The following is a 13,482-nucleotide window of genomic DNA, read 5'->3' on the forward strand; positions in this document are numbered from 1 at the left end:
TACTTTCGCGAGTAAGTTAGTTACGCGACGGTCTTTCTTTTAATTTACTGATGACTTTTGATCAGTTGTTCACATCACGCCTATAAAACTGGCAACTGGCCAGCGCCTTGATCACTTTTTGGCTACACTCGCTGAAACTTTGGAGAGTTAGCGCTGGACACAGTTCCAGCATCAGGAGTGCTCGATGTCTCCCCGTCTACGCAGTATCGGTTTCAATAGCCCACAGCAGCAACAAGGTGCAATCGGTTTAATGGCCGCTGTCACCCTCGGCGTGGTGCTGCTTTTCATGTTGTTGGTGATCGACAGCGGACGGCTGTACCTGGAACAACGCAAGTTGCAACGGGTAGCGGACATGGCCGTGCTGGAAGCGGTCAGCCGGGGAGGGAGTTGTACCAGTGGCACTGCCGTAACCTACGTCAATGAAAGCGCCACGCGAAACGGCTTCACTCCCGGGGCGGTGCAAAAAATAACACCCACCTGCGGCACCCTTGTGACGGGCAGCGACAGCCTGCGTACCTTCAAACTGGACCCCAGCCAAACCAATGCTATCCGCGTTATCGCCACCACCACTGTCCCCACAAGCGTGGCCGGGGGACTATGGAGCTTGTTTGCCAAGGATGGATTTAATCTTAATACCCAGTTGACGGCGAGTGCGGTAGGCGCTGCCCCTAAGGGGTTGCTGGCTCAACTTACGATTCGAAGTACTGCCGTTACGATAGACTCTTCAAAGTCTCAGATACTCAATGCGGTATGGGGCGGACTGCTTGGGGGATCGCTCAATCTAAGCGTTGCAGGCTGGCAAGGCCTGGTCGACAGCAAAATAAACTTGCTGAGTTATTTGGATCAATTAGCTATCGACTTGAATATTAATGCCGGTAGTTACACAGACGTCCTGAACACCAAAGTACAACTCACAAAACTTATCGACACAGCAATCAAAGTACTCACCGCAAATGGCAATACAGCCAATGTTGCAGTAGACGGACTCCTCGGGCTTAAAGCCGCGGTGGGCAGTGTCCAGGTAAAACTGGCAGACATATTGAAACTGCAGACAGGTACGAACAGCGCAGGGCTGGACACTAATTTGAACGTCTTCCAGTTAGTGGAGGCTTTTGTCCAGCTCGCCAACATTAACAACGGTGTCGTAGCGACAGTCCCCCTGAACGTCCCGGGTGTGATCAATGGCGTGGTTAAATTAAAAGTCATAGAGCCGCCTCAACTTTCGGCCATTGGTGACCCGGCAAAAGCCAAGGCTAACCCTACCGATCCTGCATCCAGAATCTACGTGCGTACGGCACAAGTCCGGGCAGGCGTTAGTATCGCTCTGCCACTTCTTGATACTCCGGCCGTCGAATCAGTTCTCACTAACCTGGTCGGCCCCCTGACCGATACGTTAAATAGTTTACTAAGCCTCAATCTTGCCGCCACACTTAAATCAGTCCTGTGCGCTGTAGCCTTTCCTTGCAAGCAAACAGACCTCAAAGTTCTGCCTACCGCATCGATCAACGTTATCCTTGAGGTCGCCAGCGCCAACTCATATGTCACGGACTACTCATGCCCCAGTACGACCACAAAAACCCTGACAGTCGCGAATAACGCAGCTTTGGTAAAGGTCAAATTTGGCAGTATTGATATGACCAATGCCTTCTCTTCATCGAACGATGTTACCGTCAAACCTTTACCTATTATTGATATTGGCTCGGTCACCTGCTCCGGGCTAATCCTATTTAAAGTATGTGATCCTAAAACCCGTGTGCCCTTTTATGGTGGCGGAGTGGGACTGATGGTAGACACCAGTATCGGCAGTCTTAGCGCTCCCTATCTGACTCATACTTACAATCAACCACCCGAAATAAAACAGGACCCGCTTTTTTCCCCGGTATCATCAACAAACCTGGTAGGCAGTCTTAAAACGACACTGCAAGGTATCCAGTTAGCGGTCTATCAACCCACAGGCACCAGCGCTTTGGGCAGTTTGCTTGTTAATACCGGGAACATACTGAGCGGTTTAATTACAGCCATCAGTAATATCATCGGTACTTTACTGAGCCCGATTGTCGACCCGCTGCTGAATGGCATCCTTAATTTACTAGGGATAACGATCGACAATGTCGACGTTGGCGCCAACCTCTCCTGCGGCCAGGGTGGCCGCGCCCAACTGGTGCTTTGACCTGCTTACGACTCCTGTAGTCGCTGACGAGGAACGAGGCTGCGAGGGGTTACGCAGCAGCCTTGTTATCAGGCGGGTCCTGCAGACCCCCGCCAGCAGCTACAGATATGCCCGGCGTTACTCTTCAACCACCGGCAATTCCACGCAAAACCGGGCCCCGGGCCCGGTATTGCTCACGCTCAACCGTCCGCCCATGTTGTCGATAATGCCGTAGCTAACCGACAACCCAAGGCCGGTACCAATACCGATGGGCTTGGTGGTAAAGAACGGTTCGAAGATACGCTCCAGCAACCGCGGGTCGATGCCGTCGCCATTGTCCTGTACCCACAGCCGTACACAGTTGCCGTCTGTTTCGGCGCTCAGGGTTATCAGGGGCTGGAAGTCGCGATCTGTCTCGCGCTTGCTCAACAAGGCATCACGCGCATTGACCAGCAGGTTGATCAACACTTGCTCCAACTGGTCTGAATGACCGCGCACCTGCACGCTACACGCCAGCCCCTCGGCGTGGATCTCTACGCCTTTACAACGCAGACCTTCGCCCAGCAGGGCCAAAGTACCTTCCAGTGCCTGCACCGGGTTGAAGACCTGCTGCTCGATTTCGGAGCGCCGACCGAACACGCGCATATGGTCGACCACTCGCGCAGCGCGCTGGATTTGCGAATCGATACGGGTGAGTTTTTCCTTCAGGTAATCAATCTGTACATCGCCGTTACTCAGGCGTTTGAGTACGTTGACGATAGCCATGCGCATCACATTCAGCGGCTGGTTGATCTCATGCGCCAGCCCGGTGGCCATTTCGCCAAGCGTGGCCATTTTCGCGCCGTGGGTCAGTTGCTGTTGCGAGCGCCGTACCTCGGTATTGTCACGACCTACCGCCTGGACTTCGAGCAGTTGGCCCTGAGCGTCAAACACCCCCCGATCAGACCAGACCCACCACGCATGCTCACGGCCAGGCAGTTGCAGGCTGATTTCAGCCGTACTCACCGGGAACTCCGGGCTCAAGCTGGCAATACGCCGTTCAAACAACTCGCGCTGTTCGGCTGAGAGCCAGTCGCCCAGGTTGATCCCCGGCAGTAACTCAGGGGCGCACTCCAGATAATTGGCCAGCGGTCGGTTGCCGAAGGTCAGGGTCAAGTCTGGCAAGTAGCGGCAAATCATCGCCGGGGAGTCTTCGACCAGAATCCGGTAACGCTCCTCACTGTGTTTAACCCGCTCGGCCGCTTCGGTGGTCTCGGTAATGTCCAGCCACAACCCTACTGCCTCAACGGGCAGCCCCAGGTCGTCGCGTAATAATTTGGCCTCGTCCAGCAACCAGTGATAGTCGCCAGCGCGGTCACGCAGACGGAAACGGCTGCGGGTGCTGCCTTCACGCAGCAACTGGCGCGTACGCTCGAAGTACTGCTCGCGGTCATCGGGGTGGATCCTGTCGATCAAGGCCGCCCCTGCACAGTCGTCCAGGCTCCAGCCCAGCAAAGGTTGCAAGCTGTCGCTGAAAAATGCCGGCAGCAATGCACCTTCGTCGTAGCGCTGCACGTAGATCACGGCAGGTGAACTGGCGATCAGGTTGTCCAGTCGCGCATGGGCGGCGGCGGCCTGCAGTTGCTGGTTTTTGATGTCGCTGATATCGAGCATGTAACCCACTGTGCGCCGGCTTGCACCTGTTCCCAGCACCTGGCCCTGAATCCGGTACCACCGGGTCGGTTGCGTATTTTGGGGCTGGTGCAGCCGCGCGCACAGCATCAGCGTTTTGCCATGCTCCAGTAACGCATTGAAACCGCTGCTCAGTTCATCCCGATCCACGGGATGAAACAGCGCCAGCCACGCTTCACGGGTCAACGCCGAAGGTTCCAGCTGCGGCAATAAACTTGCGCTCAATTGCGGCGCCAGCTGCAATTGCCGGGAAGGCTGCAACCACTCCCACCACCCCGTACCCAACAGTTCCTGCAGCGCTTGCATGCGCTCCTTTTGTTGTTCGTGTTGCTGCTCACGCAGACGATCCTGCAGCGGCCCGGCCATTGCCGCACAGACCAGCAACCAGTCGCTTTCGCTCATCAGCGATGGGTGCTGCGTGGCCGGGTAAAAACCCAGCAGCAACCACACGGACTGCCCTTGCTGGTCGCAGTAAGGCACCAGCCAACCGTCGGCATTGCCAAACAGACTATTGAGCAAAGGGTTTCGGGTTCTCTCGACATCGGCGTTTATGGATCGGGGCCGTTTGGCATCCACACCATCCAGGACCTCGCCCAGGGTTTGTCCTGTGGTCCACAGCGCCGGCGCATCAAACCCGTGATACGCGCTGTATAGACGCCAACCCAGTGGCGTACCACTGCGCACGGCCAGTGCCACGCAGGGCACACGCCATTGCTGCGCTACACGACACAGCGCCTCATGCATCACCTCAGGCAAGCGGGCGGCGCTGCACTGACGCAACTGTTCACCGATGCTCAGGGCCAGTTGCGCACATTGCTCGCGGCTGCCGGCTTGCTGGCTGTCGCGTAATAAATCGCCGATATCCAGCAGTTGTAATAACCAGCAGTCAGCCTGCGGCTGTACCCAGCCACGGGTGTGTAGCACGTTCAGTCCGGGGCCTTGAAAATCCAGATCAAGACAGTGTCCGACCCAGTCCGCCGGTCCCCCTTCCAGCGCCAGCGTGCTGCCCGACACCAAATAGTCCAGCAGCAGACGCGGTGTAGCGTCACCAGCATCGCGCCCCAGGCCATGGCGCTGCAGGCCGCTAGCATCAATAACCCGCCCCTGCTGATCGAGCAGCAGTTGCATGCACCCATCGGTGCGTGACTGCAAACCAGAAGATCCGGGCAGCTGCTCGGTGGCCCGCCCCGTCAGGCGCCTAAAGAGCTTTTCACCCTGGATCAAAATTTCATACTCGATTGCGCGGTCAAGGTAGTCGGCAGTTGAGGCACGCTGACAGTGCCCAACGTGAGTACCGGCATAAGGGTTGCCAACGCAGCGGACGGAAGAGAGACAGTGGCCGTTAGAACACCCGCAACGGGGTCATAAGATGCGGTTTTGACCAGACTTGGGGCCACGGCTGTAGGTACCCAGCGCAGTTTTTCGTCCAGCACGCCTTTGGCCACTGACTCGACTGCAGTTTTATAGGCCGCCGCCGTAAGCGTCGGATCAACCGCAACACTGCGCCGCACCGCCTCGGCTGTGGAGTTATTAAATGATTGCACCAGCAACAACGGCAGGCTGTAACTGAGCACGCCATAAAGAACAGCAAAAAAAATCACGAACACCAACGCGAATTCAATTGCGGCGGCACCTTTTTGTTTCTTGGGAAGGCCTATTTTCATGACTGCGTCCACCCTGACAATCAAAAGTAATATCATCATAGAATCATCAGTAAAAAAGGGATGTTAATTACGTGATTCACTTATCTGTTGTATTTATTTGGCTCTTTGTTTGCGCCACACAAGACCTTATCCAGCGCCATATTTCCAACATTCTGACCTTCGGCGGGGCGGCACTGGCGCTGCTGTATCTGCTCTGGACCGGTGACACCTGGCTGGGCGCCAGCGCTGAAGAAGGCGGCTGGGCACTACTGATCGCGTTGCTGTTGACCCTCCCCGGCTACGCCCTGAACAAGCTGGGCGCCGGTGATGTGAAGCTAATGATAGCCTTGGCCCTGGCAACCGATCGTCTGACAATTCTGGGCACAGTGATTGGATCCAGTTTGTGTGCAGGGCTGTGGTGGTTAATAGCGTCAAAAATACTGCCTTTGTTGAATCAATGGTTTAACTCAGATGAATTTAAGGTGAAACGTTCAATGTCAAAAAAGCTTCCTTATGCACCTTTTTTGTTAGCCGGTTTTACCCTGACAACAATGCTACTTGGATAGTCAGTTTGAAGGATTAATACCTTGTACATAGTCGTAAAGTGGGTCTACGTTTAAATCAGTCACGTAAAACGTGTGGACCAAGATGTCCCAGATTGGTTTACCAGGATGGAGAACCGTGTGAATACACACCCCGCCCTTATAAAAATTCTCGTCGTCGATGATCAGCCCTTGATTGTCGAAGAACTCTGCGAGTTTCTGGAAAGCAGTGGCTACCGTTGCGTGCCTTGCCAGACAAGCCGTGAAGCCATCAGTGCGTTTATTGCCGACCCACTGATAGGTCTAGTGCTGTGCGACTTGCACATGCCGGACATGAATGGCATTGAACTCACCCAGCATTTGCAAAAAGTTGCCGGTAAGCAGCGGGTCTTTGAAAGCATTTTGCTGACCGGCCGCGCCGACAAACAGGATGTGATCAAAGCCTTGCGTATCGGTATCGCCGATTACTACCAGAAGCCGGTCGATCTGAACGAACTGCTTGAGGGCATCCAGCGCCAGGAACAGATCCTGCGCGAACAGCACAAGAGCAACCAACTGGGGCAACTGAACCAGAAGTTGCAATACCTGGCCGAGTCCATTGACGACCTCTATCAGGATATGGAATACGCCCGTCGCCCTCCCCAGTCCAGCGCTGAAAACCCGAACAATCCCTCTTCGAACGACAGTACCTGTCCTCAGATCCCGAGCATTTTCAAACAGCTGTCACCGCGCCAGCTGGACGTCGCCAAACTGGTGAGCAAAGGCCAGACCAACTACCAGATAGCCTGCGATCTGGGCATCACTGAAAACACCGTAAAACTCTACGTGTCGCAAGTGCTGCGCCTCACCCACATGAACAATCGCACCCAGCTGGCTCTCGCCCTGTCCCCCAACGCCTCAGTCCAGCATGGCCGGCAAACGGCTGGCAGCTAAGCCCCCAACAAGCACGACCCCATCCCCCTACCCTCACACCGGGCGGGAGATGGCGTCACTATCAATCCGACTTGGCTTTGCCGCCCTCATCCTGCTTGTAGTACTCAGGGATGGGGTGGGTGTAGCTGTCCAGCCAGCGCTGCAGGCTGCGCTCACGCTCCTGGGAAGTGGCCACCTGGTGTATCGGTGACCGGGCTTGCCCGCTGACCTGAAGCTGCAACCAGTTTTCGGTGTCCTGCTGGGATCTGGACACGGGTCCCGGCTCGATGGCAAAGGCGCCAAACGGCAGGACGGCTAACAACACACCTACTCGAATATACAAATTCACGGCACACCTCCAACGCATTATTTGATCGCAGCCACTTGATTGCTGGCTGTCTTGGCTTGGGTTTTAAGGGCTTGCGCCCTTGCCTGGGCATCACCCACTTGGGCGGGGGTCAATTCGGCACGACTGGCAAGCTCGGCTGCCTGGCTCCACTGGTCCTGATAAATCAGCAAGGTCACCAGATTCAACGCGGCTAGCGAGTCCCCCTGCTTAAGCTCCAGAGAGGTCAAAAACTCAAAGCGCGCTTCGTCCAGCCGTAATTGATTGAGATACACCACGCCCAGGTCATTGCGGATTTTTTCATCGGTCGGTGCCATACGTGCAGCCCGTTCCAGATGGGTCGTTGCCAGCGCGTTATCGCCCCGCCCGGCGGCCAGCTGACCCAGGCCATGTTCACCTTCCGCCGCCAGGCAAGTGCCTAGCAGCCCTTTGTACAAAGGTTCGGCTTCACTGCGGCCCAGTTGCCGATAGATTCGGGCCTTGCGCAATTGCACCTGCGCGTAGCGCTCCGGCAGACCTTGCAAGTTGGCCAGGCTGGCGTGCAGTTTGCCTTCCTTGGCCATGTCGTCAGCCAGGTTCATGGACAGTTCCTGGTCGCTACTCAACTTGGCGCAACTGCTGCCAGTCAGGCCCGCCCATGGCGAATTACCCTGGCCCCCTGTCGCACAACCGCCCAACATCAGCAACGCACACGCGGCAATGACAGCTTTCATATTCATACTCCTGATCACGAGCCAAAGGCCCGTGCAATAGCCATAAAACTCGGGCCGGCCAATACAATCATCAGCGCCGGAAACAGAAAGACCATCATCACCACCGACATCTTGGCCGACATTTTCGAGATGTATTCCTCCATTCGCGTCAGGCGACGGTCATCGAGCAGCTCTTTAAGTGCTTGTAACGATTTCATCGCGCCACCGCCCTGCTGAATCAATTGCTGAAGAATCACGCAGGTGTCATTGAATTCATCTACATCCAGCAAGGCTGCGGTTTTGCTCAACTCCTGGCTCAACTCCAGTCCAGAGTCCACCCGGACCAGCATCACTCGCAGTTCCCCTGTAAGTACTGGCAGCAATTGCCGCCCCTCCTGGCTCAGCACCCGCAGCGCCTGCTCGACCGCCATGCCCGACTCAAACAGAATGCGCAGTAAAGGGATGAAGGTTGAAACCTCTACAGCCACTTCTTGCTGACGTTGTTTCGCCACGTAGGCCAACATCCGCTTGGGAATCAGATACCCCACGGCAAGCGCAAACAGCAGCACAATCAGTAGATTCCCCGACCCGGGAAAGAACAGCTCGTGCCCCAGAAAAATCAGCCCGGCAAACGCTACCGGGGTCCCGATCTGGAAGGCGGCAAACAATGAACGCTGGCTGGCTGTGCGCCAGCCAACGCGATTGAGCAAGAGCTGGGTTTCACTGTCCATCGAGACCGACCGCTGGCCGAACTTGCTGTTACCCACCGCCCGCATCCAGAGGCTTAACGTGCCAGGGCCGGTCTTGTCACCTTCCAGGCGCTGCATAACGCGCTGCTGGCTCAGCCGCTCCTGAATCACATGGTTAATCAACAGCCCCAGGGCACCCAACAATAAAATCAAACAAATCAGCAAGGCCATGTCATATGCTCCGCACCATGCGCCATAGTCCCAGGCAACCAATCGCCTGCAATGCAACGGCGGTAAGCAGCATGTGCTGACCGCTCGGATCGCTCCACACCTTGGTCAGGTAACTGGGGTTGGTCAGCATGAAATAACCACCCACTAATAACGGCAACACCGCCAGAACCATCGCAGTGACACGTGTTTCACCGGTCATTGCCTTGAGCTTGCGAGCACCTTGATCACGCTCACGAATCAGCAGGATCAGGTTTTCCAGCAGTTCACTGGCGTTGCCGCCGTAGCGATGGTTGACCTTCAAGCCAAGGGCGAACATACGAAATTCATCGCGCTCATACAGCTCGGCAAAATCTTCCACCGCCTCGGGCAAACTCACGCCCAACTGCACATTCCTCGAGACCCGGCTGATGCTGCTTTTAAGCGGATCGCTGGACGACTCAATCGCATGCAGCACCGCATCGGACAAGGTGCGTCCCGCTTTCAGGCTACGCACGCAGTGATCGAGCAACTGCGGCAATTGCTCCACCATGCGCCGTACCCGACGCTGATAACGCCAACTGACATACAGCCTCAAAAGCAATGGCGGCAGGACCACAAAGATCAAGAAATACGCCCAGCCTCCCAACAAGCCCGCCAATACCGCTACCACGGCCCATATCCCCAACCACAAGCCAAGACGATCGGAAGGGCGGCCCAGACCTGCCTGCAAAAAGGCCCGGTCCAGCCACGCCACACTCAGGGGCTTCTGTGCAATTACCGGCTGACCTTCACCTAAGCGGTCCAGCACCCTGTTGGTGGCAGGGTCACGCAATGCGCGGTAGACAAGACTCAGCGACATCACAAACATCAAAAAGCTGATCAGAAAAAGTATCAAGGCCGGGATCATGGGAGCACCTCAGCCGTTTGCATTCAAAATGGGGTCGCGACGCAACTTGTCGCCTGCCGGGTTCAAGGCTTCGCGCATAAAACCAAAGCCCGTACGCTTATCCAGCCGGAACAGGGTGTTGGTGACATAAACATCGTCCCGTACTCCCACCACCTCCAGCACCTCACTGACGCAGCGTCGACCATCCGGCATACGCGTCAGCTGGATAATGACGTCCAGTGCGGCGCAGATCATCTGGCGCAAGGTTTTCTCCGCCACCGTGCGCCCGGTCAGGCCCACCAGAGTTTCCAGACGCAGCAACGCATCTTGCGCAGTGTTGGCATGCACGGTACTCATCGAACCATCGTGGCCAGTGTTCATCGCGGTCAGCACATCAAGCACTTCAACACCGCGAATTTCGCCAAGGATGATGCGGTCCGGACGCATCCGCAGGGCGTTGCGAATCAGATCGCTGGATTTGACTTCACCGTGCCCTTCAGCATTGGGCGGCCGGGTTTCAAGACGCACCACGTGGGGGTGGCCGAGCTGCAGCTCCGCCACGTCTTCGATGGTGACCAGACGTTCATGGGGGTTGATCAACTGACTCAAAATGTTGAGCAACGTGGTTTTACCGGTACCGGTACCGCCGCTGATCAAGATATTGCAGCGCTTGCCAACCGCCTCCTGGAAAAACTCAAAGATCGGCTGATCAATGGTTTGCATCGCGACCAGGTCGCTGCTTTTAAGCATGTCCTTGCGAAATTTCCGGATCGACAGGCAAGGACCGTCCAAGGCAATGGGCGGAATGATCGCGTTGACCCGGCTGCCGTCAGGCATACGCGCATCGACCATCGGCGAGGACTCGTCCAGGCGCCGGCCCAGCGGCGCGAGAATACGCTGCATCACCCGCTCTACGTGATGATCATCGATAAAGCGCAGGTCACTTTGACTGAGCAGGCCTTCGCGCTCGACAAATACCCGGTGCGGTCCGTTAACCAGAATCTCAGTCACCGCCGGGTCGCGCAGCAGAACTTCAAGCGGGCCGAAACCGGTCAGTTCGTCGACGATTTCTTCAGCCAGGCGTTCCATCTCGTAACGCGAGATCGCCAGATGCAGGCGCGACACGTATTCCGCGACCCGCTCGATGACAAATTGCGACAGGACCTGGCGCGAATCTTCCAGCAGGTTTTTCCCGGTTTCCTCGATGGCATCAATGATGTAACGGTGCAGCACCAGTTTCAGGCCGTCATGGTCGGCGCGACCGTCCTTGTACAGGCCCGAGCCGAACAACTGTTCATTGGTCATTTAGACCCCCACAGGCGGTTGAGCCAACTGTCCGACTTGCCCTGCGAGCGACCCGGCAGTTCTGAGCGCAAGGCCAGCCGCTCGCCGAGTTTTTTCAAACCCAGGCTCAGGGGTTCTCGCGGGCCCAGTTCGAAAAGTGTCACGGCCTGATTTTTGGCATTGATGCGCAATTCCGGGCTCGCCGGGAGTGTGGCCAGCACTGGCAAGCCAAAGCTTTTGGCCAGTGCATCGGCATCGGGGGCCACGCCACGCAGGTAGCGATCAACCAGCAGCCCCGCGTGTTCGAGCTTCATTCCCTTAGTGCGCCAGACGCCAAGCACGTCCAAGTTGCGCCGGCAATCGAGTACGTTTTGATCGGTGTAAAACAGCAACTTGTCGCAATGGCTGACAAAGGTGCGCAGCGCTTCGCTGTCAGGCTGGCCCGTCAGGTTGACCACAATATGCTGGAAGTGCTGACGCAAGGCGCTGAGCAACATATACAACTCGGCGGCGCTGGTTTGCTCCAGCGGTTCGTCGTTGTCGCTATGGACCAGGATTCGTAAACCTTCAGGGGTCTTGGTAAATGCACTGTCGATCAAGGTGCTGTCCAGCCGCCGTAAATGGCGCAGGGCATCTCCAAAAAAAAACGAGCTCTCCAGGCCCAACTGCGTCAGACCGTCGCCACGGGGCAAGCCCAGATCCAGGAACAGGGTTTTTTGATCCTGCTTTTGCACCACCAGCCCCAGGTGGCAGGCGAGCAATGCACCGTCAGCATTGCACTGGGCGCTGAACAGTACGGTCAGCCCGCCCAGCTCTGCGTTAGGTGTGACCGGCGGCAAGCGTTTACTCAAGCGCCGTACCAGACCGGCCACCTCGCTGGAACGCGAACCGTAGGCGACAAAATCCCGAGCCCCGGCGCGCATCGCATTGAGCACCAACTGGTTATCCATGCCATCGCCCAGGGCAACCACGGCCAACATTGGCTTGGCCTCAAGCAGCCCCTCGATCAATGCGCACTGAGACACGACTTTCTCTCGGTCCAGCCCGACAAAAACCAGACCAGCGAAAGTTACGTCAATCAATGCCAACAACTCATCCAGACTGCTCGTGCCTACGCCCACGACCTGGCCCAGGGGCGCCAATGCGCCTTGCAGCCACTCAAGATCAGTGTTGTTGCGCGTCAGCGCGAGAAATGTCTGGCTCAGGCTTTGGCTCATTGGGATAGCCCGCTACGGGTATTGAACTTACCGTTTTCAAGGAAATACAGTCGATACCAGTTAGGGTCGTAATTGCGCAGTTTTTCACCAGGCAGGGCTGGTAACTGCGCATTGGCCGCCAGTGGTTGAACCAGATGCGGCGTCACAATCATCAACAGTTCTTTTTCTTCGCTGGTGGTGTTGGAGTCGCGGAAAAAGGCGCCAAGAACGGGGATGTCCCCCAGCCCCGGGAATTTGTTGACCTGAGCACTGTTGCGCGAGCTGATCAAGCCGCTGATGACAAAGCTCTCGCCATCGGCCAGGGAAATACTGGTATCGGTACGGCGAACATTAAGGCCAGGGACTAATGTCCCGGCGATATTCACCGCGTTGGTGTAGTCCAGCTCGCTCACTTCGGGGGCGACTTTGAGCATGATGCGGTCACGCCCGACCACGGTCGGCGTCAACGTAAGACGGATACCGAACTCCTTGTACTCAATCGACACGTTGTCACTGCCGCTGCTCGGTACCGGGATAGGGACTTCACCGCCGGCGAGAAAGGTCGCACTCTGGCCGCTTAACGCCACCAGACTCGGACGCGCCAGGGTGTAGGCAAAACCGCTGCCCTCAAGTGCGTTAATCAACGCTTTGACCCGGCCACCGCCGAAGCCAATGTTGAAATACTTGCCGTTAGCTACCGGGCCACCGGTAATCACGTTTTCCGCATTGGAAATGAACGATCCGGGCGAGCCAAACAAAAAGTCTTTACCCATGCCAAAGATCGAAGTACTGGCTTCCTGCATCTTGGTGCGATTGACTTCGACAAAGCGAATATCGGTTTGCACCTGGCTGGGCAACGTCGGATCTTCAGAAGGCAATATTGAAACGCTGGTATAGCTGGTGGCGGCTTTGCCCTTGACGAACACCATGCTCTGGCGCGGTGATTTCGAACAGGCGGTCCAGACCATCAGGCTGGTGGTGCCCGGCGCAACGCCTGTGAGCAAGAAGGCGTTGCTGCCATTGGCGTGAACATCCGCAACAGTAGGATCCCCCACTGCAATGCGGGTAATGCTGACTGGCGAATCCAGTGCTTGCTGGGCCCCTTGGGCCACTTCCAGTACCGAGGGTAACTGACCGAGAGCAGCGCAATTGTTTGAAGCAGCCAAGGCCATTTCAAAGGGCAAGCTGCTTAAAATCAGCGTCCAGACAGCTCGTTTATACAGCGCAACGCCAGGATTTCTCATGCTGTGCTTCCCTTGCAG

General features: G+C 56.4%; 12 protein-coding genes. 3 read left to right on the plus strand and 9 right to left on the minus strand.

Features of this window, described 5'->3' with window-relative positions; genetic code table 11:
* Positions 1-184 precede the first annotated feature (184 nt).
* On the plus strand, positions 185-2,170 hold the full coding sequence (locus AOC04_RS17530) for a pilus assembly protein TadG-related protein (RefSeq protein ID WP_060695576.1): 1,986 nt from the start codon (positions 185-187) through the stop codon (positions 2,168-2,170).
* A 117-nt stretch (positions 2,171-2,287) separates the two neighbouring features.
* Here AOC04_RS17530 and AOC04_RS17535 read toward each other — a convergent pair whose 3' ends face one another.
* Positions 2,288-5,044 carry a PAS domain-containing sensor histidine kinase gene (locus AOC04_RS17535; protein WP_060695578.1) on the minus strand — a complete coding sequence of 919 codons (2,757 nt, stop codon included), beginning with the start codon at positions 5,042-5,044 and terminating at the stop codon, positions 2,288-2,290.
* Positions 5,041-5,484, minus strand: coding sequence for a TadE/TadG family type IV pilus assembly protein (locus tag AOC04_RS17540; RefSeq protein WP_060696975.1), 444 nt, complete (start codon positions 5,482-5,484; stop codon positions 5,041-5,043). The genes AOC04_RS17535 and AOC04_RS17540 overlap by 4 nt, the downstream gene beginning before the upstream one ends.
* A 71-nt stretch (positions 5,485-5,555) precedes the next feature.
* Between AOC04_RS17540 and AOC04_RS17545 the strand changes: the two genes are divergently transcribed.
* Both AOC04_RS17545 and AOC04_RS17550 read left to right on the plus strand, forming a co-directional pair.
* Entirely contained in the window at positions 5,556-6,029 is a 474-nt protein-coding gene (locus tag AOC04_RS17545) for a prepilin peptidase (RefSeq protein WP_060695580.1), read from the plus strand.
* A gap of 105 nt (positions 6,030-6,134) precedes the next feature.
* Positions 6,135-6,938, plus strand: coding sequence for a response regulator transcription factor (locus AOC04_RS17550; protein WP_082363725.1), 804 nt, complete (start codon positions 6,135-6,137; stop codon positions 6,936-6,938).
* A gap of 61 nt (positions 6,939-6,999) precedes the next feature.
* On the opposite strand, the gene AOC04_RS17555 is transcribed toward AOC04_RS17550, so the two are convergent.
* Genes AOC04_RS17555 through AOC04_RS17585 form a run of 7 tightly spaced genes read right to left on the minus strand, consistent with a single transcriptional unit; the run spans position 7,000 to position 13,464 of the window.
* Positions 7,000-7,266 (minus strand): DUF3613 domain-containing protein, encoded by a 267-nt coding sequence (locus AOC04_RS17555; RefSeq protein WP_060695585.1) that lies wholly within the window; start codon positions 7,264-7,266, stop codon positions 7,000-7,002.
* A gap of 17 nt (positions 7,267-7,283) precedes the next feature.
* Entirely contained in the window at positions 7,284-7,976 is a 693-nt protein-coding gene (locus AOC04_RS17560; RefSeq protein ID WP_060695587.1) for a tetratricopeptide repeat protein, read from the minus strand.
* A gap of 14 nt (positions 7,977-7,990) precedes the next feature.
* Entirely contained in the window at positions 7,991-8,875 is an 885-nt protein-coding gene (locus tag AOC04_RS17565) for a type II secretion system F family protein (RefSeq protein WP_060695588.1), read from the minus strand.
* Position 8,876: 1 nt separating this feature from the next.
* Complete coding sequence (locus AOC04_RS17570; RefSeq protein WP_060695590.1) at positions 8,877-9,761, minus strand: type II secretion system F family protein; 885 nt, start codon at positions 9,759-9,761, stop codon at positions 8,877-8,879.
* Positions 9,762-9,770: 9 nt separating this feature from the next.
* On the minus strand, positions 9,771-11,045 hold the full coding sequence (locus AOC04_RS17575) for a TadA family conjugal transfer-associated ATPase (RefSeq protein ID WP_060695592.1): 1,275 nt from the start codon (positions 11,043-11,045) through the stop codon (positions 9,771-9,773).
* Complete coding sequence (locus AOC04_RS17580) at positions 11,042-12,241, minus strand: CpaE/TadZ family protein (protein ID WP_060695594.1); 1,200 nt, start codon at positions 12,239-12,241, stop codon at positions 11,042-11,044. The genes AOC04_RS17575 and AOC04_RS17580 overlap by 4 nt, the downstream gene beginning before the upstream one ends.
* A complete protein-coding gene (locus AOC04_RS17585; RefSeq protein ID WP_060695596.1) occupies positions 12,238-13,464 on the minus strand; it encodes a type II and III secretion system protein family protein in 1,227 nt (408 codons plus the stop codon). The genes AOC04_RS17580 and AOC04_RS17585 overlap by 4 nt, the downstream gene beginning before the upstream one ends.
* Positions 13,465-13,482: the final 18 nt, after the last annotated feature.

The sequence above is a fragment of the Pseudomonas versuta genome (assembly GCF_001294575.1).
In the GTDB taxonomy this organism is placed as follows: domain Bacteria; phylum Pseudomonadota; class Gammaproteobacteria; order Pseudomonadales; family Pseudomonadaceae; genus Aquipseudomonas; species Aquipseudomonas versuta.